23 protein-coding genes are annotated in these 21,188 nt (G+C 58.7%); 10 read left to right on the plus strand and 13 right to left on the minus strand.

The window, feature by feature from the left end; genetic code table 11:
- Genes GVL52_RS21990 through GVL52_RS22005 form a run of 4 tightly spaced genes read left to right on the plus strand, consistent with a single transcriptional unit; the run spans position 1 to position 5,385 of the window.
- Positions 1–780: a TrbG/VirB9 family P-type conjugative transfer protein gene (locus tag GVL52_RS21990; RefSeq protein WP_210254112.1), complete on the plus strand. Its 780-nt coding sequence runs from the start codon at positions 1–3 to the stop codon at positions 778–780.
- Positions 780–2,207, plus strand: a complete 1,428-nt coding sequence (virB10, locus tag GVL52_RS21995) for a type IV secretion system protein VirB10 (protein ID WP_160011081.1) — start codon at positions 780–782, stop codon at positions 2,205–2,207. The genes GVL52_RS21990 and virB10 overlap by 1 nt, the downstream gene beginning before the upstream one ends.
- Positions 2,204–3,208: a P-type DNA transfer ATPase VirB11 gene (gene virB11 / locus GVL52_RS22000; protein ID WP_159952642.1), complete on the plus strand. Its 1,005-nt coding sequence runs from the start codon at positions 2,204–2,206 to the stop codon at positions 3,206–3,208. The genes virB10 and virB11 overlap by 4 nt, the downstream gene beginning before the upstream one ends.
- Positions 3,205–5,385 (plus strand): type IV secretory system conjugative DNA transfer family protein, encoded by a 2,181-nt coding sequence (locus tag GVL52_RS22005; RefSeq protein WP_160011083.1) that lies wholly within the window; start codon positions 3,205–3,207, stop codon positions 5,383–5,385. Before virB11 ends, GVL52_RS22005 begins: the two co-directional genes overlap by 4 nt.
- Before the next feature lie 135 nt (positions 5,386–5,520).
- On the opposite strand, the gene GVL52_RS22010 is transcribed toward GVL52_RS22005, so the two are convergent.
- Positions 5,521–7,518 carry a methyl-accepting chemotaxis protein gene (locus GVL52_RS22010; RefSeq protein ID WP_306440372.1) on the minus strand — a complete coding sequence of 666 codons (1,998 nt, stop codon included), beginning with the start codon at positions 7,516–7,518 and terminating at the stop codon, positions 5,521–5,523.
- A 76-nt stretch (positions 7,519–7,594) separates the two neighbouring features.
- Between GVL52_RS22010 and GVL52_RS22015 the strand changes: the two genes are divergently transcribed.
- The 3 genes from GVL52_RS22015 to GVL52_RS22025 all read left to right on the plus strand — a co-directional run bounded on the left by GVL52_RS22015 (position 7,595) and on the right by GVL52_RS22025 (position 10,468).
- Complete coding sequence (locus tag GVL52_RS22015) at positions 7,595–7,936, plus strand: WGR domain-containing protein (protein WP_159952644.1); 342 nt, start codon at positions 7,595–7,597, stop codon at positions 7,934–7,936.
- Positions 7,937–8,081: 145 nt separating this feature from the next.
- Positions 8,082–8,402: a helix-turn-helix transcriptional regulator gene (locus GVL52_RS22020; protein WP_244619250.1), complete on the plus strand. Its 321-nt coding sequence runs from the start codon at positions 8,082–8,084 to the stop codon at positions 8,400–8,402.
- Between the two features lie 158 nt (positions 8,403–8,560).
- On the plus strand, positions 8,561–10,468 hold the full coding sequence (locus GVL52_RS22025) for a bifunctional diguanylate cyclase/phosphodiesterase (protein WP_160011087.1): 1,908 nt from the start codon (positions 8,561–8,563) through the stop codon (positions 10,466–10,468).
- A 57-nt stretch (positions 10,469–10,525) separates the two neighbouring features.
- Here the strand turns inward: GVL52_RS22025 and GVL52_RS22030 are convergent, their stop codons facing one another.
- The 6 genes from GVL52_RS22030 to GVL52_RS22045 form a co-directional block, all read right to left on the minus strand.
- Positions 10,526–10,885, minus strand: coding sequence for a DUF736 domain-containing protein (locus tag GVL52_RS22030; RefSeq protein ID WP_160011089.1), 360 nt, complete (start codon positions 10,883–10,885; stop codon positions 10,526–10,528).
- Positions 10,886–11,536: 651 nt separating this feature from the next.
- Positions 11,537–11,953, minus strand: a complete 417-nt coding sequence (locus tag GVL52_RS22035; RefSeq protein ID WP_160011091.1) for a DUF3597 domain-containing protein — start codon at positions 11,951–11,953, stop codon at positions 11,537–11,539.
- A 224-nt stretch (positions 11,954–12,177) separates the two neighbouring features.
- Complete coding sequence (locus tag GVL52_RS22040) at positions 12,178–12,360, minus strand: DUF736 family protein (protein ID WP_244619251.1); 183 nt, start codon at positions 12,358–12,360, stop codon at positions 12,178–12,180.
- 934 nt (positions 12,361–13,294) lie between these two features.
- Positions 13,295–13,468, minus strand: a complete 174-nt coding sequence (locus GVL52_RS30465; protein WP_200844347.1) for a hypothetical protein — start codon at positions 13,466–13,468, stop codon at positions 13,295–13,297.
- Positions 13,469–13,817: 349 nt separating this feature from the next.
- Positions 13,818–13,985: a hypothetical protein gene (locus GVL52_RS30470; protein ID WP_200847877.1), complete on the minus strand. Its 168-nt coding sequence runs from the start codon at positions 13,983–13,985 to the stop codon at positions 13,818–13,820.
- 326 nt (positions 13,986–14,311) lie between these two features.
- Positions 14,312–14,623, minus strand: a complete 312-nt coding sequence (locus GVL52_RS22045; protein WP_200844349.1) for a DUF736 domain-containing protein — start codon at positions 14,621–14,623, stop codon at positions 14,312–14,314.
- Between the two features lie 734 nt (positions 14,624–15,357).
- Between GVL52_RS22045 and GVL52_RS30475 the strand changes: the two genes are divergently transcribed.
- Entirely contained in the window at positions 15,358–15,759 is a 402-nt protein-coding gene (locus GVL52_RS30475; protein ID WP_200847878.1) for a SyrB-like regulator, read from the plus strand.
- Between the two features lie 131 nt (positions 15,760–15,890).
- The gene (locus tag GVL52_RS22055) at positions 15,891–16,487 is read left to right on the plus strand and encodes a hypothetical protein (RefSeq protein ID WP_160011093.1); all 597 of its coding nucleotides are present in this window, start codon (positions 15,891–15,893) and stop codon (positions 16,485–16,487) included.
- A gap of 124 nt (positions 16,488–16,611) precedes the next feature.
- Here the strand turns inward: GVL52_RS22055 and GVL52_RS22060 are convergent, their stop codons facing one another.
- The 6 genes from GVL52_RS22060 to GVL52_RS22085 all read right to left on the minus strand — a co-directional run bounded on the left by GVL52_RS22060 (position 16,612) and on the right by GVL52_RS22085 (position 20,417).
- Positions 16,612–16,923, minus strand: coding sequence for a DUF736 domain-containing protein (locus tag GVL52_RS22060; protein WP_160011095.1), 312 nt, complete (start codon positions 16,921–16,923; stop codon positions 16,612–16,614).
- A 237-nt stretch (positions 16,924–17,160) separates the two neighbouring features.
- Positions 17,161–18,087 (minus strand): ArdC family protein, encoded by a 927-nt coding sequence (locus GVL52_RS22065; RefSeq protein ID WP_159952652.1) that lies wholly within the window; start codon positions 18,085–18,087, stop codon positions 17,161–17,163.
- A gap of 273 nt (positions 18,088–18,360) precedes the next feature.
- Complete coding sequence (locus GVL52_RS22070; protein ID WP_160011097.1) at positions 18,361–18,777, minus strand: helix-turn-helix domain-containing protein; 417 nt, start codon at positions 18,775–18,777, stop codon at positions 18,361–18,363.
- A 294-nt stretch (positions 18,778–19,071) separates the two neighbouring features.
- Positions 19,072–19,476, minus strand: coding sequence for a type II toxin-antitoxin system VapC family toxin (locus GVL52_RS22075; protein WP_160011099.1), 405 nt, complete (start codon positions 19,474–19,476; stop codon positions 19,072–19,074).
- Positions 19,476–19,721 carry a type II toxin-antitoxin system VapB family antitoxin gene (locus tag GVL52_RS22080; RefSeq protein WP_159952737.1) on the minus strand — a complete coding sequence of 82 codons (246 nt, stop codon included), beginning with the start codon at positions 19,719–19,721 and terminating at the stop codon, positions 19,476–19,478. Before GVL52_RS22080 ends, GVL52_RS22075 begins: the two co-directional genes overlap by 1 nt.
- A 108-nt stretch (positions 19,722–19,829) precedes the next feature.
- Entirely contained in the window at positions 19,830–20,417 is a 588-nt protein-coding gene (locus tag GVL52_RS22085; RefSeq protein ID WP_159952655.1) for a hypothetical protein, read from the minus strand.
- 461 nt (positions 20,418–20,878) lie between these two features.
- Here GVL52_RS22085 and GVL52_RS22090 point away from each other — a divergent pair, with 461 nt between their 5' ends.
- The gene (locus GVL52_RS22090) at positions 20,879–21,181 is read left to right on the plus strand and encodes an alkylphosphonate utilization protein (protein WP_160011214.1); all 303 of its coding nucleotides are present in this window, start codon (positions 20,879–20,881) and stop codon (positions 21,179–21,181) included.
- The last annotated feature ends 7 nt before the right edge of the window (positions 21,182–21,188 follow it).

Below are 21,188 nucleotides of genomic sequence, written 5' to 3' on the forward strand. Positions count from 1 at the left end.
GTGATCGTCGCCGTTACCGCCATCGCGTTTGGTGGGACTGTCAACGCTGCCGATCCCCGCATTCGCTACATCACCTTCAACAACAATGCGGTGGTCACCGTGCCCGCCGGGCTTGGCGTATCGACGATGATCCAGCTTGGCAGCTCGGAAGTAATCGAAACGATTTCGGCCGGGGACACCGCTAGTTGGTCGATCGTACCGAAGAAGGGATCGGGCATTCTGTTTGTGAAGCCGCTTCGCGAGAATGCGGAAACGAACGTGAATATCGTGACCAACCAGCGTGTATATTCGCTCCTTCTGAAAGGATCGGGTGCGGCGGATCTCAAGGCGGCATTCCAGGTCCGCTTCAGGTATCCCGATGAGGACGTCAATGCGCGATTGATGACGGCTGCCGAAGAAAGCGCCAAGGACCCTTTGCTGAAGGGACTTGATCCGAGCAGACTGAACTACGAGTACGTCTTCCGTGGCGATAATAGTCTGAAGCCGCGCGTCGCTTTCGACGATGGCACGCACATGTATCTGGAATTTCCTGACGAAATCCCCGCGATATTTGTCGTGGAAGACAAACGCCAGGAGTCACTCGTCAATTTTCGGACCCAAGGGAAATATGTCGTTGTGGACAAGGTCGCCGCACAGTTCACCTTGCGGGCAGGCGACAAATGGCTGTGCCTTTACAATCGCCAGGCCGGTCGTCGGTCTTTTGATCTTATAGAGGACTTCTACGGTCCGAAACGGGTTGGACAGGACAATGCTGTCAGCCCCCATAAGGATGGCAGGTGATGAGCCAGATTGACTTCGACCGCCTCGACAACGAGAGCTCCGTGGCGAGCCGGCATGCCGGCAAGATGGGACGCCTTGCCTTGCCGCTGCTGCTCGTCGCGGGTGCAGGGGTTCTGGCATATGTGAACTGGCCGTCCAGTTCCACGGATCTGAAAATGACCGATGGCACGGCGGAAACATTCGAGACGAGCAAGGAAACGATATCCGATTTCCCTGAAAGCCGACCGAAAGAGGCGGCAGATCCCAATCTTGTGAAGATTCCGCTGGTGGAGGAAAAGACGCCCGCCGCCGCGTCAGATGTCGATATGAAGGTCGATCCGGGCGTCGATCTCGAAAAACAGCGGGCATTGCTGGAAGCCCAGTTGCGCGCCGAAGAAGAACGGCGGCGGCAGGAAGAGGCGCGACGCTTGTCGGAAGAGGCGGCACGTCGGGCGCAGGAAGACGCCAAGCGGCGCGAAGCGGAGGAAAAGGCACGTTGGGAGCGGTTGCGCTCCGAACAAATCATCATGGATGGCACGACAAGACAGTCTTTGTCGGATTCGTCGCAGGACGTGACCGTTGCCGATGACGGCCAACTGATTCAAGTCCCCGGCGCAGAATCAGACGCCAACAAGGCATTTCTTGCTCAATCCGAAAAGATGACGGCAGGCATCGTCAAGGCGACCAAGTTCACCCGCACCGACGCCTTGGTGCCGCAAGGGACGCTCATCCGCGGCTTTCTTGAAACCGCCGTCAACACCGATCTTCCCGGCATGGTCAGAGCGGTGGTTCGCGAGGATGTCCGCTCTCTCGATGGTCAGCGGATCCTTATTCCCAAGGGCTCGCGTCTGGTCGGCGAATACAAGTCCGGCCTCGCGCGCGGTCAAAAACGCGTGTTCGTCGTGTGGTCGCGGGTCATCCGCTCCGATGGTCTTTCTGTCGAAATTGCTTCACCGGGAGCTGACCGGCTCGGCCGCGCCGGCATGGACGGTATCGTCGACACACATTTCTGGGAGCGCTTCGGCTCGGCCATCATGCTGTCGGTCATCGGCGGAGCCGCCGAATATGTGGCTTCGCTCGGTCAGGCCGATACGGCTACGAGCGCCCAGTCGGTTTCGACGACCGACCCGGTCACTGGCATCACCACAACGATAACCACCCAACCAAGTCGAAGTGCGTCCGAAGCTCGCGCCATTGCGGCGGAACGCTCATCTTCGATCCTAAGGGACATCGCCAACGAAGCCTTCAAGGATAGCTCGAAGATTCCACCGACGATCTATATCGCCCAAGGCGAACCGATGATCGTTTTCCTTCGACGCGATCTGGACTTCTCCGCTTTTTACGCCGACCCGGTTCGACAGGAAATGAAACGGCTGAAGAACGGCGGCCAGGTACGACGCGAGATCGACCCGACGCCATATTATCCCGAAGCACCGGTCCACAAATGAGCAGTCGTCCATTTCCATTCCTGGAAAAGGCGCTGGAACGACTTCGACCGTTCCTGAACGACGGCAAAGTCTCCGAGATTTCCGTCAATAAGCCGGGGCACGTTTTCGTTGAACGAATCGGTTCGGGAAGCATGGAGCGTGTCGACGACGAGCGCCTCACGGCGGAGTGGATCCGCAATCTCAGTGAGCGCGTTGCCGGCGCCAGCAATCAGGTCGTCAACGACGAGAAACCCATCCTGTCGGCCTCTCTTCCGTCTGGCGAACGGTTTCAATGCGTGCTTCCGCCCGCCGCCCCCGACGGCGGTTCAATCTCCATCCGCAAACAGGTCATCCACGACGTCGACCTCGCGGCATACAAAGCGGAAGGGGCATTTTCCGAAACCCGATCGGGTCGCCGGCTAGCGCTGAACCCGGCCGAGGATGAACTGTCGGCAATGATAGGGGAGGGGCTCGACGTCCTTTCCTTTCTCAGGCACGCGGTACAATCGCGTATTTCCATCCTCGTCTCCGGGGGTACTTCGACAGGCAAGACCACATTTTTGAATGCCTTGCTCAAGGAGATACCGGAGCAGGAGCGCATCATCACGATTGAGGATACGCGCGAACTCAAGCCGATGACGCACAATACCGTGGCGCTGCTTGCCTCCAAAGGAGATCAGGGCAGGGCCAAGGTCAGCGCGCAGGATCTGCTGGAGGCCTCGCTTCGTATGCGCCCGGACAGATTGCTTCTCGGCGAGCTTCGCGGCGCGGAAGCCTTCTCCTTTCTGCAGGCCATCAATACTGGTCACCCGGGATCGTTGACCACCGTTCACGCCAACTCGGCTCGTTCTGCCTACGAGCGGCTTGCGCTGATGGTGATGCAAAGCGGTGTGTCCTTGGGAAAGCATGAGATTATCGACTACCTCAAGGAGGTCATCCCGATCGTCGTGCAGCTCGCCCGCGCGACAGATGGTCGGCGGGTGGTTTCCGAAATTGTGTTCACGAAGGGAGACGACCTATGAAGTCGGCGTTGATGGTGTTCGGCATCGCGGTCGCGATCGCGATGGGCCTGCTGGTCGCGTCACTTGCCTATGCCGGAACTTATTATGCATTCAACGGATCATTTTTCATGTTCCAGGCGCTGCAGGGCGATCTTCTCGCTTCTTATAAGATGGCCAGGCTCGATGTGTCGGCAAAGCAGTGGCTCCGCCCAGGCATTGCCGCTGGTGCTGGTGTTATCTCCGCTTTTGGCGTTCTCCTCACGGCACTGACCGGCAAGAAGAGATCGACCGACGCCCGCTTTCTCAATCCGTTGGAGGCGAGAGCCCTGGGTCTGGCCAAGCCGGGCGGTGTCTTTGTCGGCCGGATCGGCGGCAGTCTGATGAAAGTCCCCGGAGGCTTTACCCAGCGGGGATCCGGCAAACGGAAATGGTTCAAGCCTCAGTTGTTGGGTGGAAAAAAGCTCTGGATCGATGGCGACGATGTCGGCGGATTCGTCATCGGCCCGCCGCGTTCGGGCAAGGGCGCGTCCCTCATCGTGCCGAACTGCTTGCTTTGGCCGGATAGTATCGTCGTTCTCGACATGCGCGGTGAGACCTATGAGGCGACGGCTGGCCACAGATCTTCCTTTTCCCGGGTTCTGCGCTTTTCTCCGGCCGATGAGGCGGGCGACACAGAATGCTATAATCCGCTGGATTTTGTGGCGATCGATGCGGATCAGCGCGATATCGACATCAACTCTATCGCCACCGCCCTGCTACCGACTCCCAAGGGCGACAGCTACTGGATCGCCGACGCGCGAGCGCTGTTTGCAGGCGTGACATCCTGGGTCCTGGAAAATCCCGATATCGATGACGCCGACCGCAATCTCGGCACAGTTTTGAATGTCGTCGAAGGCGGAGACAAGCCGCTGCGGTCCTGGCTGACCGAGGTCGCCAATCCTGAAGTGCGGGCGGAATGGATAAGCTCCTTTACCTATACGACCATCGCGCGTTTCGCGGTCATGGCCGACAAGCAGTTTGACGGGATTTACGGCACACTCGCCTCGGCCGTTAGGCCTTTCAAGAACAATCGGATCTTGCGGGCCACCAGCAAATCGACCTTCGATATCCGCGCCATGCGTCGCGAAAACCTGAGCCTATATCTGGATTTCCGGATCCAGCAGATCGCCTCCATCGGGCCGATCTTCAACGTGCTTATGGTGCAGTTCATGGACTACATGTCGCGTAACATGATGAAGCGCGGCGAACGACGCGTGCTCGTCCTGCTGGACGAGTTTCAGAATCTTGGAAAACTCGAGAACGCCCTCACGGTCGCCACAGTGCTTGGTGGATACGGCATTCCATGCTGGTTTTTTGTTCAATCATTGCGATCGATTGACAATGTCTATACCCGTGAGGGACGGCAGACATTGGTCAACAGCGCACGCGCTCAGATATTCCTCGGCGCGCAGGATCCGGAGGATCAGCGTTACGTCTCGCAGTTGCTCGGCGACCGAAAGGAAATCACCGTCGACAAGGCGGTTTCGATCGGGGTCACCTTGTTTGATCGAAAAGGCGCAACCATGTCTCACCGGACGGCTATGCGGCCATTGATGCGGCCGGACGAACTCGGGTCGATGGACGAGACGCGATGCATCATCAAACTGAGGAACCAGCAGCCCATTCTGGGGGTGCGAAACTTCTACTACGCCGATAAGACACTCGCCAAGCTCGCCTGGCGGCCGATGCAATCGCGTGTGCGTCCGTCCGCGGTCGCCATGGAGCAGGAGCGTGGTGGCGAGATCATCGAACTGATCAGCATGGACACAGCGCCGATCACGCGGAATGTGCGAAGCAATACTGTCGTGCCAGGTGCACGTTTCAGGTCGGCATTGCCGGTGACGCCACAAGTGGAAAATCACGCCGAAGCGGTGGAAAGCGCCGTTCCCGCCCGTCCGACCGCAGACGATGCAGCGGGACAAGAAGGCCCAACCATGCCTTCAAAGCCGAGAAAGAAGCGTTCGCCTCCACGGGCAAAAAAAGAGACAAAAACCAAGGTTCCGGATTTCAAGGCTGCGGTCCGTCGAACCGCTGATATGCGGGCGCAAGCAGAGGCCTCGTTATCAAAGATACGGGCTGTTTTTGAAGCTGAAGCTCGCAAGAGCGAGGTTGTCGAGGAAACCGGGCGTGAGGTGCTGGCAGCGTTCGCAGAGAGTTGAACTCTGCCCATACGCTTGACCTTACAGGCGAGGCTGATTCACATCCGAATCGAAAAATTCGAGGTAGCGAACACGATGAGCTCGGGCGGGCACGCCAGAATTCCTGACATGCCCGCTTCGCCAATATCGCTTTCGTTACGCGGCTCTTACGATTGCGGGCGCATTGCGCCGGTCAGCGGCCGTGCGGCTCGCCGCGACGGAACCGGGCTCCCTCCTGGCGGCGCGCCTGTTCAGCTGAAAACGCCTGACGAGATCAGCGAGTGTGGCTGCGCCCGCAGCCAGCGCATTGCTGATGGCTGTCGTATGATTGACCATCGAGGCATTGTGTTGCGTCATCTGATCGAGATCGTTCACAGCCGATGTGATTTCCTGCAGGCCCGACGACTGCTCTGTTGATGCCGTAGCGATCGCGTCGACGTTCTCGTCGATGGATCTCACAAAGCTCTGGATTTCATTGAGGGCTCGGCCTGTCTCTCCGACAAGCCTGACACCTTCGCTGACTTCCGTGCCGGAATGGGTGATGAGCTGCTTAATCTCGCGTGCCGCCGTCGCCGAGCGCTGCGCAAGTTCGCGGACTTCCATTGCCACCACAGCAAAACCCTTTCCGGCATCTCCTGCACGGGCTGCCTCGACGCCGGCGTTGAGAGCAAGAAGGTTCGTCTGGAAGGCAATCTGGTCGATGACGCCGATGATCTGATTGATCTGGCTTGAAGCATTCTCGATCCGCTGCATCGCCGATATGGTTTCACCGACGATCCCGGCCGAAGCGCTGGCGGACGCGCGGGCGCTTTGAACGAGACGGCGCGTTTCATGCGTCCGCTCGCTGGACGACTGGACCGTTGCGGCGATTTGAACGAGAGCTGCGGATGTCTGTTCGAGGGCAGCTGCCTGCTGCTCGGTGCGCTGGGCCAAATTGTTCGAGGTCTGTTTCATTTCCTGGCTCTTCTCGTCCAGGCGTTGAGTTTCTTCCAAGACGAGTGAAAGCGTTTCTTGAAAAGTCGCGATCGAGCGGTTAAAATCCTGTCTCAAATCGTCGAGCCGTCCGTCGAATGGCTCGTCCAGCGTCATCCTGATATTGCATTGCGAAAGGCGTTCAAGCCCTGCGCCGAGGCCCTCGATTGCTCTTTGAAGGCTTCTGGCGTCAGTTTCAGCAAGCAGCTGGCGTTCGCGCGACTGGGCATCGTTGAGATCCCGTGCCTCGCCGATATCCAGCTGTAGCTGGCGGTTTTCCTTCGCCGAACTCTGGAAAACGAGCAGAGCCTTGGCCATCGCGCCAATTTCGTCCGACCGATCGCCATAGGGAATGTGTGATGAGAGATTTCCGCCTGCCATTTCCGTCATCAGATTGGTCATGCGAACCACGGGTGAAATTGCGCGGCGCTTCAACATAAAAAGGCCAGCCAGGAACAGAAGGCATGACGCCAGGCTCCCACCCAGAGCGAATATCTTGCCGGACGAGATCTCCGACGACGCGGCACTTTCGCGTTCTCCCATGTAGATAGTCACAGAAGACACCAATTCGACAACGGCCTCACGATGAATATGAAAGTCGCTATTCAATGACGCCATCGCCAGTTCCATCGCTGCACGATCCTTCACGCGCGCCGCTGGAAGAAATTTCAGGTCGAAGTCCTCCCAGTAGGCATCTGCTTTGCCAAGCACGTCCTCTTCCAGCTTCCTGCGGATCTCGTTGGGGATGACGCGTGTTTTCCAGTAATTGCGCCGCTCGGCATAGGCGGTGCGAAGAACACTGATCTGGCTCAAATTGTCGTCGATCAATGCTGGCGCCAGCGTCGCCTCATTGGCGAGCATATAGCTTTCGACCAGGAAAAGCGGAGGCGGGAGAACATCCGCAACGATATCTTTCCCATCGACGATTTCAGTATAGAGAGGACCGTTCACAGCAACTTTGTCGAGAATAAAGGTCTGAAAGCCCACCGACGCCAAGAGACCCATGGTAACGATAGCGCCAAATACGATCATAAGTTGGGAGATCTTCAATCTCATGTGATCCTCGATATGCTTACACGAACAAATTGGTAAACACACGTTAGGTTCTTTGTATGAAAAATGGGTAAAACGTGTTTGAAATCTGAGAACATCGGCAGAGAAAAATCGCTCGGAATCGATCAATGCCGTGAATCCCAGGGTGTTCTTCGATTCATAATTGTCGTTGGACGATTAGTCGATTTTGCCCGAATCTTCGGACATGGGCACCCACAGCTATCATATCCATGTCGAACGCGTTGATCCGGAAAGAAGGATCGCCCGCTATTACGAGCTGGCGATAGAGCCATCGATACATGGAATGTCCCTGCTGGTGAGAAGATGGGGTGGGATCGGGACGATCGGACATGTCCGCGTTCATCATTTCGACACCGAAAAGCAGGCCTTGCGACTGTTCCTTGAGCTACTCAAAGAAAAACGTGGCCGCGGATATAAGCCCCGGCACGTGAACCCGCTCAGTTCCAGGGAACCATGGACTTTGAGAAGTCGATCGCTTGATGCGGCCGGGAACGGCCAACCTGTGCATGCGAATGCCGACGGCTGATCGACGACAAGCTTAAACGACATTCTCGGCACGAACTGGCTCAGTCCGAGGCGAAAATTGCGCCGCTCCTAATATAATCACATTCTAATGCTCATCTGAGGGGATCACCGAGGCTTACCCAACGACCGGAAAAATGCGAATCAGATTGAAACTTCAAGATAATCCGCAGCACCTGGCTTTGGCGGCAGATCTCGTCAGGTGTTTGGCAAATCCCTATCGCTTGCGGATTGTCGAGAAGATCTGGAGGAAAGAGGCTTCAGTCGGTGAGCTTTCCAGATTCCTATCGCTTAGCCAGTCCGCGCTCTCCCAGCATCTGGCGATCCTGCGGGCGTCGAATATCGTCAGCACCCGTCGCCATATGCAGACGATTTACTACACTCTTTCATCGCCGGCAGCCGTTGAAGTGCTGGAGGCGCTGCAAGATATTTTCAGCGAAGAGCGAGCCGCCGAGCGCACGGATTTTTGATCCCGGTCAATTCGGAACACCGAGTATAATGTCATCGGTCGGTAAGGTTTCCTTTAATTAAGCCGTCCAATATATAGGAAGGAACCTCATCGCAGAATGAGCCTGCGAAATCGGCCGAATGACACGGCAAGAAACATTTGTCGGAGTGTCCAGAGCCAATGATAGCAGCTTTCCGTTTCCTCCGGGAATTCTTCTCTGTCCCACGTGGGCAACCTGAGCTCAGGCAGGCACAGTACCGCGCATTTTCCAAGCAGATCCCGCTGATGTATTTCATCCTTCTGACGAATACCTGGATTCTGTGTGGCAGTGTTTATTCCTCTGCACCGATCGAGCTCAGTATCTATTTTCCAATGGTGCTGACTGCGGTCTGCGTATTCCGGATTGCGAGCTGGTGGCGTTCGCGAGGGAAATCGACCACGGACGATCATGTCGCCCGGGCATTGAACAGGACCAACAGGCTGGCCGCTGTGATTGCGATCGCCTTCACAACTTGGTCGATATCGCTATTTCCCTATGGCGGACCATTGCAACAGGCACATGTCGCTTTCTATATGGCCATAACGGTCGTCGGTTGCATATTTTGTCTGATGCACCTTCGGTCGGCAGCGTTCATTGTCGCCCTGATTGTTAACATTGGCTTCATCGCTTTTTTTGCCACGTCCGGGGAACCGGTTTTTATCGCGACGGCAGCAAACATCGCTTTGGTCTCGGTCACCATGCTGATCATGCTGCTGATCTATTATCGCGACTTTACGGATATGGTTCGGGCGCGGATCGAAAACCATCGCTTGGCAAATCTCGACCCGTTAACGAACCTGCCGAACCGACGCCGGTTCTTTTCCGAACTCGTGGAAGCATTCGCGACCGCGACGACGAACGGCGATGGACTCGCCGTGGCCGTTGTGGACCTCGACGGCTTCAAGCCCGTCAACGACACATATGGACATGTCGTTGGCGATGAGCTCCTGATCGCCGTCGGCGACAGGCTTGGCGCGCTGTGCAAGTCGATCTTCGTTGCCCGGCTTGGCGGTGATGAATTTGCCCTGATCCTGCGGGGGCGCGAACAGCACGAGCTCCTTGGATTCGGTAATCTCGTATGCGCGCGCCTGCGTGAGTCCTTTGCTCTCCCAAATGGTCATATGGTTCAGATCGCAGGGTCAATGGGGATCGCGACATTTCCCGAACACGACGGCGATGCGATGAAACTCTACGAGAAGGCTGACTACGCCCTCTATCACAGCAAACGAAACCGACGTGGGCAGGCCGTCGTCTTCACAAGCCGGCATGAGGAAGAACTGCGTCGGGACGCCGATATTCAACAGGCGTTGACGCGGGCTGATCTTGAGCACGAGCTGCAGGTCGTCTTTCAACCGATTTTCAGTCTTCGAAGCCGGCAGATTGTTGCCTATGAGGCTCTTGCACGGTGGCACAGCGCGGAGTTTGGTATAGTCTCACCTGCGCAGTTCATTCCGGTGGCAGAACGCTGCGACCTCGTCCAGCAAATGACGCCCATATTGCTGCAAAAGGCCCTGGCGAATGCGGCCATATGGGACGACGACATTCGGATTTCATTCAATCTTTCCGCCAAGGACCTGACCTCTTCGGAAGGTGTTTTGCGCCTCATCGCGACCATTAACGACAGCGGCGTTTCTCCTGCCCGGATTGACTTGGAGATTACCGAGACATCCATTTTGCAGGACATCGAGCGGGTTCATCTCTATGCTCGCATGCTGAGGGACCTGGGCTGCGGTATTTCGCTCGACGATTTTGGAACCGGTTTCTCCAGCCTCAGCCAGCTTCATTCATTGCCGCTGACCAAAATCAAGATCGACCGGAGTTTCGTCAGCGATCTGCATCGCAAACCGGCGAGCTACAAGATTGTCAAATCGATGCTCGCGCTGGCACGCGATATGGGTCTCGGCTGCATTGTGGAGGGCGTTGAAAGCGCCGAAGAGACCGCCGCCCTGACGGAAATGGGCTGCGACCACGTGCAAGGCTATTATTTTGGGCGGCCAGCTGCAAAAATCGAGGCTCCCGGCCAGATAGCACGCAGGGCAGCGTCCTGAGCGCGCATTCGCACCGACAAAACGGATCCGTCATGCCTTGACGAGCCGTCTCCGCGGTTATCGCTTTTGAGCGACTGCCCCCACCTCTTGGCGGGGGCATTTGTGTGCTCGGTCCCGGTTCGGCCGGGACCAGATAAGCGACCGGCCATCCTCGTTTTCGACTTCGATCAGGGTAGCGTAGATCGCAGCGGCGAAGCTCGGATCGTCCAGCTTGACCGAGAGATAGTCGCGGCCTTCGTTCGAGGTCTTCTTCCAGGCGGCACCAAACTCGACATTGCCGGCAAGGATGCGGAAGTCGGGGCCTTTGTCGGAGACGCGCTCGACGGAGCGTATGCTGGCCTTGACGTTGAGGTTGAGGGTCTTGATGGTGCCGGTGAAGCCGTTGCGCGAAGCGGTGAAAGAGCCGATTGTTGCCATTGTTGTGTTCCTTATCTGTGTTTCGGGCCGCGCCCATCGCGGTCTCGATGGCTGTCGACCAGACGGCAGACGATCGGCCTGCACCCGCCCCCCGGATCCTCGCTGCATCTTCGCGGCGGGGTGGGCTCTGGGCCGCAACGTGAGTGGAAGACGGCCAGGGAGAGGCTTTCTTGACTCGAGAGGAATGGCGGCATTGCCGGCAGGGGAAGAAAACGAGCCGGCCTTTGCGGACGCCGGGCGAGCCGGGATTTTCCCGGCGATCTGCAGTTAGACATGCCCCATCGCGACCGCGGTGGGTGTGCCAGTTCCAGATCCAAGAGGAAAACGGTGGTGGAGTTAATCGGCTGCTATGCGGAAAAGGCGGCATGCAACTGGTCCGGACATGGTCGTTAAGACATCCATAAGCCGAGTGTGCTCTCGCCGAATGGCACCTTTGAATTCTATCCCAAGAGAAAGAAGATCGGCCTGGCCTTGGCAAAGGCGATGGCGGCCAATCTCGCTGGACAATCGTATATACCGAAAGAGAGACTTGGTCCGCAAGCACCGGGAGTTCGCAGTCGCAGTCAATATCCCTGGCATCGCTCCTTGCCGCAACATTGATGCAAAACTGGCCGCACCCGTGCGAGTGCAACCAGCAAAGCTCAACTTGTATCAATCGAGCAGGTCTGCGGGAACATTGCCGCCGTTTTCCGACAATTTCTTGATGACAGCCTTGTGCAACCACACGTTCATGGTTGCGGAATCGGACGCGTCCCCCGAATAGCCAAGCTCGGAGGCAAGCTCCTTACGGGCACCCAGGCTGCTATCGAGTTGCAACGCCTTCATCAGGTCCACGATCGAATGCTTCCAGTCGAGCTTCTGCCCGCTCGCCTTTACCGCCTGATCAAGGACGAAACTTACGTCAACCGCCGCGCCCACAGGATTTGTGACTGCCTCGGCCGCCGTGGTTGCTGTCGTCGTCGGATTGGTTTCGGTGGTCATTGCGGACTTTTCTTCTGCCGGTGTAGGCAGCGTTTCGGCTTTAGCTTCGCCGAATATGGCGTTCTTGATGGAATCGAATATGCCCATTTGAGCTCTCCCTGTAAGCGAATCTACTGGATCTTCGTCGTTCAGCTTTCGGATGGTTACGGAAGTTTTAGGACCGTCCAATCCGGTTGTCGCTTGAATGAACATAGAAGACAAGGCGCACCGGGAAAGCCCGCCTTTTTTTTCAGCCGCAGGAGATAGGAACCGAACAGGGTTAATCGTTGACCTGGAAAGAGCGCCGCATTTTGGCAGAGGCGATTGCTCGGTCAGCCCCGGTTAGGCCGGGACCAGATGTTGCGAGAGGCCATCTCGCTTTCGACCTCGATCAGGGTGGCGTAGATCGGAGCGGAAAGGCTCGGATTGTCCGCTTGACCCGAGAGGTCGCGACTTTTGCTCGACGTCTTCTCCCAGGAAGGGCCGAATCCGACATTGCCTGCGAGGATGCGCAAGCGGGGCCTTTGATGCAGGCGCGCTCGACGCGGATGCTGACCTTGAGGCTCGGGAGCTCTTCGACCTCAATGAGAAAAAGCAAAAAAGAAGAGCATCGGAGAAATCAGCATAGCGCCACCCGGAGGGTGGGATTTCGGGAATTCTCGATACGGTTTATCCGGTAGAAGCGCAGACGCAGGAGCCTTAGCATAGCGCCGCGCAAGCGGAAGGCGGGACCGACTGCGCCCGGCTAAACCGTTCCGCTTTTCTTTGGCGGCCGTCATCCGCGCCGACAACATCTAAATATCAACACGAAGAAGTGGGGCTTCCTTACCCTCTCCGATAAGCCATGTTCACGCCGCCCGACGATCGGCAGAGAAGTGGCAGCACCAGTCATTGGCTGAAACGACGGGCCACAGGCCGCGCGAATTCGCCTCCGGCAGGGATACCGCGACAGTCAGCGCGTTGAGGCGCGCGGGAGGATCGTTACCGGCAGGCCGAACCCGCTTGCGGGTTCGGTGAGCAGAGCGAATAGAGCCGATCGCCACAGGCGACCCGGCCCAACCTTCTTCCGTGTTTCACTCAGGCCATCGATCGCAATCAAATGATTTAAATGTGTCGATTGGCACGCTACCGGATGTCGGCGCTTCCTCACATGGGCACGCATCAATCCCATCTTTTCGTCGAATGCCAGGATGGCGTGAAGAACATGGCGCGCAACTGTGCCATGACCATGGATTTAGTTTTTCGAGGTGGCCGCCTGGCGCCACGCAGGGGCCGGATTGATGCCCGAATAGATGAACGAAAATCATTCCGGGCCGAACAAAGACCCGTACGTCTGTTCCTCGATCTTCTTCGCCTGCCACGATCACACGGCTCTCAACCCAGGTCGCAATCCAAGCCAGCGCTGATCGCGAGCGAAAAAAGGGGCGCCGAAGCGGCCCGTTTCACCCCTCATCGCCGCCGGTTCCAGTCGGTCTCGAAGCTGACTTCGAATTCGACGAAGAACGGGACCTTGACCGCGAGCTTTACGCCGAGCTTGCCCTTGCGGAAGAAGTGACACATCACCTTGCCGAGATCGCGGAGGCGGCGGCCAGTGGCGCTGAGATATTGGGCCAGTTGTCGCATGATGGTGTCCTTTCGATAAGCTGTCATTGCGGGGTGTGACATGCAGACCGGAAAGGCGTGCCGCACCGAACGACCGCAGCGCATGCGGAGGACCTGACGGCGCCTGAATTATGCCTCGCGAGGAAGCCGAAACGCGGCGGGGAAAATTCTGGCGGCGGCAGGTTGCGGCGCCGGCCTGCAACATCCCCGATGCCGATGACAGGGCGTCGAAAGGAGAATGCGGGAACACGCCAGAGCTTCGGCCAAGGTATGATGCGTAACCGGCAAGAAATCCCACGAAGCGGAGCTGCGAGCACGGGGCGCCGGCCGATCCGGAGTGTCGTGCTTGGCGACAAGGCAAAAGCCTCCCTCATAAGGGAGGCTCAGCGCTGACGCGGCCTTCGTCTTCGGCGGCGAGGATCTCGCGCTCGGCCAGCGCCTGTTCGAGTTCGGCTTCGATCTGGCGGCGTTCGTCGGGATGGGCATTGCCCAGCTCGGCCTTGAGTTCGAGGATCGTGCGGTCGAGTTCGTTGGTCATCGTCGTCTCCTTGACGTTTGTGAAAGATGACGGCCGCGGTCATGGCGAGATGGAGGGGTCAAGGATCGCGATAGCGACCGGCGGAGCCGGCGAGTGGGGGAGCCGATTTTGTCGCAGCGCAGGGAACCGGAGCGGAGACAAAATTGGGGGATGACCACTCGTCCTTTGAGGCCTCGATGCCGCCATGGCACACTCGGTCGAACTGATCAGACATTTGGGTTCGGTTTGGCACCATAAAGCCAGGACGGGGTTCGATACCCGGTCCTGGCTTCAAAGAAGGCGTGAGAAGAGGCCCCGCCTTGGTGGCGGGGCCGGCTGTTGGGACCTCAGTCCCGGTTCGGGCGGGACCAGATCAGCTGGTAGCCGTCCTCGCCTTCGACTTCGGCGAGCGTTGCGTAGATCGGAGCCGGGAAGCTCGGATCGTCCAACTTGACCGAGAGGTAGTCGCGGTCGGTTTGCTCGGAGCGCTTCTGCCAGGCGGCGCCCAGCTCGACATTGCCGGCGTAGATGCGGAAGTGCGGTCCCTTGTCGGAGGGGTTCTCGACGCGGGCGATGCGAGCCTTGACGTTGAGAGCCAGCGTGCGGATCGAGCCGGTGAAGCCGGTCTCAGAGGAGGTGAAGGTGCCGATGGTCGCCATTGTGATGTTCCTTTCGCTTGGTTTCGGGCCGCGCCCTTCGCGGCCTCGATGGCTGTCGCAAGGATCGGGGACGATCGGACCGCACCCCATAGGGGCCGCAATGCAATGGAGGGCGGCCGGGAGAAGCTTTGTTGCTTCGCGAGGAATGGCAGCCCAGCTGCCAGGGGAAGAAAGTGGCGGATGGCCGTTGCGGGAAGACGATCGAGGCAAAGCCGTTCTTCGATCAGACATGCCTCATCGAGCCCGTAGAAGAGCCGGCAACAATTATGTGAAGGGAACTGACAGTGCCGATTGACATATCGTCGATGGCGGCCGCGAATTCGGCTGAGTGTTGGTCCGCCAGTCACCCTGCTGTTCAGCCCAGGCTGTACCGGCCGCCGCGCCCCGCTCCATGAGGCGTCGGATGTCTTTCACATCCAATGCTCGCGGATGGTCATTGACGGTATTTCGGGCCGTGGCCACGGCCGCTTCCATCACGGTCACTCTCCCGCGTTCACGCGCAAGTTCAACGCCCGACCGTTAAGTCCGGCAAGTCGTCGAGCAAGATGCGCTCGGGCTCGATCTTGTGTTCCAGAAGTCGCGATGAGGTTGCCGGTATCCATTAAGCCATCCATTTCCACCCGATACGTGGGCCTGCGGACTAGGGTATCGGGAAAATGATGGAATTGCCTTTGGACCATTGACATCGCTTGCTGTGGAACAAATGCTTCATCGCCCTACAGAGGAGAACACTGATGGCCGATGAGACGACCACCGAGAATGCCGGTAATGACGTCGTGACTGAAACACAGGTTGCGCCCGCAGCTGTTAAAAAGACCCGTGCTCCAAGACGCTCAAAGGCCGAGATCGAAGCCGCAGCCGCGGTCAAATCTGCGGGGAAAGAAAAGCCGGCGAAAGCCCCAAGGGCGCAAGTCTTCAGGGGTATCGCCGCCAAATCAAAAAAGTCGGTTGGCGAGCCTGCAATGATATCGCGGGCAAATCGCGCACAGGAGCCCAGCGGCTCTTCGAGCGAAATCTTGGACGATATTGCGACTCTCATTGAGCTTGAAGAAGAGAACAAGCGTCTTCGCAAACAGCTTTCTGACAAGCTGCGCGCCGAAAATGCTGACCTGCGCAAGCGCTTGGGGACAAGCTGACAGGAGCAGGCAGGTTATATCTCGCCAAGCGACCAGCCTGTCTCTGGACATGAAAGATCGACCGGGCTCCCGAAGGGCCCGGCATTGCAATCGCGACTTATCGGTCGCAGCTCGCGTGAGGCGTCGATCCAATGAAAACACCTTGGAGATTTTTGGCTGACCTGGTGTCACGTAAGCCCTCCATTGGTTCGACGGAGCCTGCAGGCTCGCAAGCGCCCGAGATGAAAACGCTTGAATATCACCCGGAGAACAAACAGGCCGTTTCCACAGAGGTCAGAGGGAAACCGTCGGTTACGGATACCGTGTCCGCGAGTTCCGAGCCGACCGTCGAGTCCCTGTCGTCGGGACAAACGGCGGACGCCAACGAAAAGAGCAGTCCACGCACAGAGGAAGCGGTCGTAACCCCAAAGACATATGACGATCCCGAGATGGCGTTAGCCGAGATCGCTCATGCCGATAAGGCGTCGTCCGATGCAAGACCCGGCAAATCCGCCGTGAAGCCGTCCAAAGCAAAGCGGGCAAAAGCGATCAAAGACAATGCCGCGCGGAAAAGGCCTGAGCCCGCCGCGTCGGAGACAGTGGAGCTGTGGCGAACGGCTCCCAAGACATTCCATGAGGAGATGGCAGAGCTTGATCTCGATGTTGCAGGTTTGCGGCACCAGCTGGCCCGCAAGCTCACCCAACAGAATGCGCAGCTGAGGAAAATGCTGCAGCGTTTCGGGGACTGACCTTCATCGACGACCCAAGTCCTGCCGGCTATTTTCCTGGCGCAAAAACCCGACGCGGGTGCCGCGCCTGCCTCCAGCTGCGAGAAGAGGCTCCGCCTTGGTGGCGGGGCCGGCTGTTGGGACCTCAGTCCCGGTTCGGGCGGGACCAGATCAGCTGGTAGCCGTCCTCGCCTTCGACTTCGGCGAGCGTTGCGTAGATCGGAGCCGGGAAGCTCGGATCGTCCAACTTGACCGAGAGGTAGTCGCGGTCGGTTTGCTCGGAGCGCTTCTGCCAGGCGGCGCCCAGCTCGACATTGCCGGCGTAGATGCGGAAGTGCGGTCCCTTGTCGGAGGGGTCCTCGACGCGGGCGATGCGAGCCTTGACGTTGAGAGCCAGCATGCGGATCGAGCCGGTGAAGCCGGCCTCCGAGGAGGTGAAGGTGCCGATGGTCGCCATTGTGATGTTCCTTTCGTTGGTTTCGGGCCGCGCCCTTCGCGGCCTCGATGGCTGCCGCAAGGATCGGGACGATCGGACCGCACCTGAAAGGCCGCAATGCAATGGAGGGCGGCTGGGAGAAGCTTCAAGGTTGCCATAGCGGACCGTCATAACGTTCGATTGCGGGGATGGATTGTTGCCCGCAGCGCTTCGTCGCCGAGCAGGCGAGGATCAACAACCGGGAAGATGGAAACGACATCAGGCGGCCTCCCGCTCTTCCGAGATCAGCGGCTGCAGGCTGTGGAGATAGGCCACGGCGCGTTGTGCATGCGCTGCGGCCTGAAAGATGGCGCGCTTGTCGTCTGACAGCACCCTGAGCCAGGATTGAAGGTAGCTCGCATGATCGGGACGTGGCTCTAGTTCCGGGACGATGCCGAGATCGGCGCACAGGAAGCAGCTTCCGAGTTCCGCCAAAAGCTCTTCGCGGCTTCGGTCAGTCTTGTCCTTGCCGTATCGGCTGAGATCTCGGCCGACGCGATCTGGATGCGCCGTCCAGTGGCAACTCTCATGGCTTAGCGTTGCAACGTAGGAAGCGGCATCGCGGAAACTCTCGAATGCGGGCATCTGGATGTGGTCGGATACCGGCGAATAATAGGCTTGCGATCCACCGTGCCGGATCACCGCACCGGTATTGCGGAAGAACTGGTCGGCGTGGGCGATCCGTTCGACCGGATCGAGCACCGGTGCAGCATCGGTATAATACCGATCGGCAAGACCGTCGATTTGCGCGACGTTGAAGACCGTGTAGGCTTTCAGAAAGGGAATATCGCGCTCGACTTCAGCGCCCTGTCCGTCGGTCTCTGTCTTGGTAAAGCGGCTGGCATAGATGACGGTGGCGCCGGTTTCGCCCTTGCGGACGGCACCACCCAGTTCCAGCGCCTGCTTGAAGGTCATCCAGATCGGTGACGTATAGCCGCGGGTCAGACCCTCCGACCACAACAGCAACACGTTCATGCCGCTGTAGCGCTCTCCGTTGTGCCTCAACGGCCGGGTGATCCGACCTGCCATGTTGGTGGCCGACCACGGCTGCATCCAGGGGCGGACACCGCGCTCGAGCTGCGCCACGATCGTATCGGTGATGCGTGCGTAAACATCGGCGCGCTGGTTTTCCTGTTTCCTGCTCATTTCTCAAACCTCCGTTTTGGGAGGTCGCGCCGATCGCGACCCCGTCACGGCGGTCCTAAGGCCGGAGCAATGAGGGGCGTGGGCACCGACCGGGGCCTCATTGGGCGAAGCGCAATGGGGTGGTCATCAGGGCCGGAACTAAGTGGAGGACGGCGAAGCCGTTGCCCATGACCCGCGCTCCGGCAGGTCCGGCGACGGGACGGGTCGCGAGCTGGTGCTATTCTACCGTCTCAATCAATTATTCTCTGCAGACAGAATATGCGAGCTGGCTTCTTATTTCTCGATGCCGGAGACGGCCGCCAGCGCTTTGACCAGATTGACGACCTTCTTCTTGATCGCGGGTGAGCTGATTTGTGTGAAAGCCTGGTTCAGGTCACGGCCTTCCGAGGTTGAGAGGAACTGGGAGAGATCCTCGATCGGGCCGACGCCGTCCGCCGAATTGGTGCTGAAGCTTGGTTGTGGATCGCCAAAGAAAAATGACACGGGGACACCGAGCACTTGAGCGATATGGCTCAGACGGCTGGCGCCGACGCGGTTGGTGCCCTTCTCGTATTTCTGAACCTGCTGAAAGGTGATGCCCAGGGCATCGGCCAGCGTTGTCTGGCTCATTTCCCTGACGTTGCGCTGTAGCCTGATGCGCTGGCCCACCTCGACATCGATCTGGTTTGGATGCTTCGGTCTTTCAGTCAATATGCCTACCCCCATGGAATTGCTGCCGTGCCGGAGGCCTGGCCGAGCGCGACGCAGAGTTTACTCTTTGGCAGTATTCTCTACAGCGCGGCGATCTCGTGGCCATCAGCGTTCGAAACATATTCGCAGCCGAACTGCAGGCTGCGCGTGTAGGCCCAAATCAGTCCCAGGAGGATTGGTCTATCCCGCCGAGCTCAAAAACCTATATCAGTTGTCGTGGCGTTGTATCTACAGCCACATCATCGATGTCTATGAGCAGATCACGGAGATGTTGAAACCCGAGATTGATTGCACTTAAGCGACGGTGTCAATGTCGGTGCGCCGAAACTCGTCAGCCGTCGCAAGTATGGGGACCGCGTAAAATTTGGCGCAGGCGTAATGCAGGCAATCACCAAGGTTCAAGCCGTGTCGGCCGCTGCGAAACCGGGCGGCCGCGGACAGCGCCAGACGGGTGGTTTCCTTTGCAGGAGGTAAATCGCGGAGCTCGATCTGCCGCAATTCAAGGAATTCCATCACCAGGTTTTCGACCTCTGGAATAGGGAGATCAAACTTGTCGGGCCTGGCAAGGCCGAGCACCGTCTCAAGCACCGCGACCGGCGATGTTAACGGTGTCCTGACAGTGGTGATTGCGTTGGAAACGCGCTCCGCCTCCGGCTCATCCGACAGGAGCGCAATGATCGCGCATGCGTCGATGAACATCAGTTGGTCTCCCACATATCATCGAAAGCCTTACGCGGGAGGGGTTTGCGCATGTCGGCGTTGATCTTGACGCCATGCTTCTCGCGAAGCCGTGCTGCTGTTTCAATGGCGGATTCAACCCGGCTGCGCCTTTCAATCGCTTCGCGCATGGCGATGACGATGGCATCGGTAATGCCGACGCCGGCGATTTCGGCAAATTGGCGGGTCAGCTTGTCCGCCTCAGGATTGTTGACGTTGATCGGCATGGCGCCCTCCATGTAGATAATTATCTCGTTTAATGTAGATGATCGCGGCTTCTTTTCCAAGGGTGCTCGATCAGTGTATTTGGCGGGGCCGAAGCCCCGCCCTGCGGCTCAACCGAGAGCCGCCAGTTGCGCCTCGGCAGCCTTGCGATCGAGCGACTGACCGGGATTTTCGACCGGGCGGTCGAAGGGCTTCCAGGGCTCACCGACCACATGCTCGTAGGCGGTAACGGCACCCTCCGCGGCCATCCGGAGCGCATGCGACTGGATCCCCATGTCGGCCGCAAACTCACGCTTGCGCTGGGCGGCGCTATCGTATCCGACGGGACCGTCGAGGTCCTCGTCGCGGGCGTCGTTGGCCGCCTTCGCGGTCGCGTCGCGGGCCTCGGAGACGGCGCGGGAGTAAAATTGACCGGCGCCATGCGCGGACCCGACATAGGCCCCGACGATGCGCTGCAGGTGGATCTGCATCGCCCGTTCGCCAAGACCTTCAGAGAGGCTGTCGGCGGTCTCGACGATCAGGCGCTCGTGCAGGTCGCGGATGCCGTCGCCGTCGACCACCGCAGTGCCGAAGCTTTCGGCGATCGCCAATGCCTGGACGGCGTCCGGGCAGGTGAGCCGGACCATTTCGAGTGTGGCGCCCTTGCGGAGCGGGACGACGCGGGCGGACTGGCGGGACTGGGTTGCGGACTTTGCCATCGGTTCTTCCTTTCGAGGTTGCTGCGAAGCGGTTCCGGCCCTTGCCGGTCTGTCCTTCGGTGCGGTCAGACAGAACCGGCGGAAGACGGGCGTTTCAGGGTCCGGCGCCACTGAGCGAGCGAAGCGGGTTTGCGGACAAGCGGGGCAGAGCCCTGCGAGGGACGCGGAGCCGCTTTGCGAAGGGAGGCGGGGCCGGCCGCCACGCGGCGCGATAGCGGCCTTGAAACGAACGGCCGACGGTTCAGACCGCAGCAAAACCGAAGGGCAGGCCGGCAAGGGTTCGGGAACTCACCAAAACCGCTGAAAGAATCCGATGCCAAGCAAGCGACACCAACATCTGATGCGACCCTGACGTTTGCTTTGCCGCCACTTCCACGATAGAGGCGCACACGCGTCCAGCCGCCGATGCAGACAGCATGACGGTAACCATGGACGGTGCGAAACATCACGGCGGGGCAGGGATGAGCAATCCGAACGACGACTATATCTACGACGAAGCGACCGGTGAATGGCGGCCGGCTTCCGAGATTGCCGCGCAGACTGCGGCGGGTTTCGAGGTCCGCGACGCCTCGGGCAATCTTCTCGCCGATGGCGACTCCGTGGTCCTGATCAAGGACCTGAAGGTGAAGGGCGCCGGCCAGACGCTCAAGCAGGGCACGGTGATCCGGTCGATCCGCCTCACCGACAATGCGGAAGAAATCGATTGCCGCCATGAGTCCATCAGGGGACTGGTCCTGCGCACAGAATTCGTGCGTAAGCGCTGATCGCGCT

It is taken from the genome of Rhizobium sp. 18055 (assembly GCF_902706285.1).
Classification (GTDB): domain Bacteria; phylum Pseudomonadota; class Alphaproteobacteria; order Rhizobiales; family Rhizobiaceae; genus Rhizobium.

Excerpts from the sequence above, each read along its gene's own strand:
- virB10 (WP_160011081.1), top strand. The coding sequence starts at position 780 with ATGAGCCAGATTGACTTCGACCGCCTCGACAACGAGAGCTCCGTGGCG.
- virB11 (WP_159952642.1), top strand. The coding sequence starts at position 2,204 with ATGAGCAGTCGTCCATTTCCATTCCTGGAAAAGGCGCTGGAACGACTT.
- GVL52_RS22005 (WP_160011083.1), top strand. The coding sequence starts at position 3,205 with ATGAAGTCGGCGTTGATGGTGTTCGGCATCGCGGTCGCGATCGCGATG.
- GVL52_RS22015 (WP_159952644.1), top strand. The coding sequence starts at position 7,595 with ATGGGCACCCACAGCTATCATATCCATGTCGAACGCGTTGATCCGGAA.
- GVL52_RS22025 (WP_160011087.1), top strand. The coding sequence starts at position 8,561 with ATGATAGCAGCTTTCCGTTTCCTCCGGGAATTCTTCTCTGTCCCACGT.
- GVL52_RS22030 (WP_160011089.1), bottom strand. The coding sequence starts at position 10,885 with ATGGCAACAATCGGCTCTTTCACCGCTTCGCGCAACGGCTTCACCGGC.
- GVL52_RS22035 (WP_160011091.1), bottom strand. The coding sequence starts at position 11,953 with ATGGGCATATTCGATTCCATCAAGAACGCCATATTCGGCGAAGCTAAA.
- GVL52_RS30465 (WP_200844347.1), bottom strand. The coding sequence starts at position 13,468 with ATGCGACAACTGGCCCAATATCTCAGCGCCACTGGCCGCCGCCTCCGC.
- GVL52_RS30470 (WP_200847877.1), bottom strand. The coding sequence starts at position 13,985 with ATGACCAACGAACTCGACCGCACGATCCTCGAACTCAAGGCCGAGCTG.
- GVL52_RS22045 (WP_200844349.1), bottom strand. The coding sequence starts at position 14,623 with ATGGCGACCATCGGCACCTTCACCTCCTCTGAGACCGGCTTCACCGGC.
- GVL52_RS30475 (WP_200847878.1), top strand. The coding sequence starts at position 15,358 with ATGGCCGATGAGACGACCACCGAGAATGCCGGTAATGACGTCGTGACT.
- GVL52_RS22055 (WP_160011093.1), top strand. The coding sequence starts at position 15,891 with ATGAAAACACCTTGGAGATTTTTGGCTGACCTGGTGTCACGTAAGCCC.
- GVL52_RS22060 (WP_160011095.1), bottom strand. The coding sequence starts at position 16,923 with ATGGCGACCATCGGCACCTTCACCTCCTCGGAGGCCGGCTTCACCGGC.
- GVL52_RS22065 (WP_159952652.1), bottom strand. The coding sequence starts at position 18,087 with ATGAGCAGGAAACAGGAAAACCAGCGCGCCGATGTTTACGCACGCATC.
- GVL52_RS22075 (WP_160011099.1), bottom strand. The coding sequence starts at position 19,476 with ATGTTCATCGACGCATGCGCGATCATTGCGCTCCTGTCGGATGAGCCG.
- GVL52_RS22080 (WP_159952737.1), bottom strand. The coding sequence starts at position 19,721 with ATGCCGATCAACGTCAACAATCCTGAGGCGGACAAGCTGACCCGCCAA.
- GVL52_RS22085 (WP_159952655.1), bottom strand. The coding sequence starts at position 20,417 with ATGGCAAAGTCCGCAACCCAGTCCCGCCAGTCCGCCCGCGTCGTCCCG.
- GVL52_RS22090 (WP_160011214.1), top strand. The coding sequence starts at position 20,879 with ATGAGCAATCCGAACGACGACTATATCTACGACGAAGCGACCGGTGAA.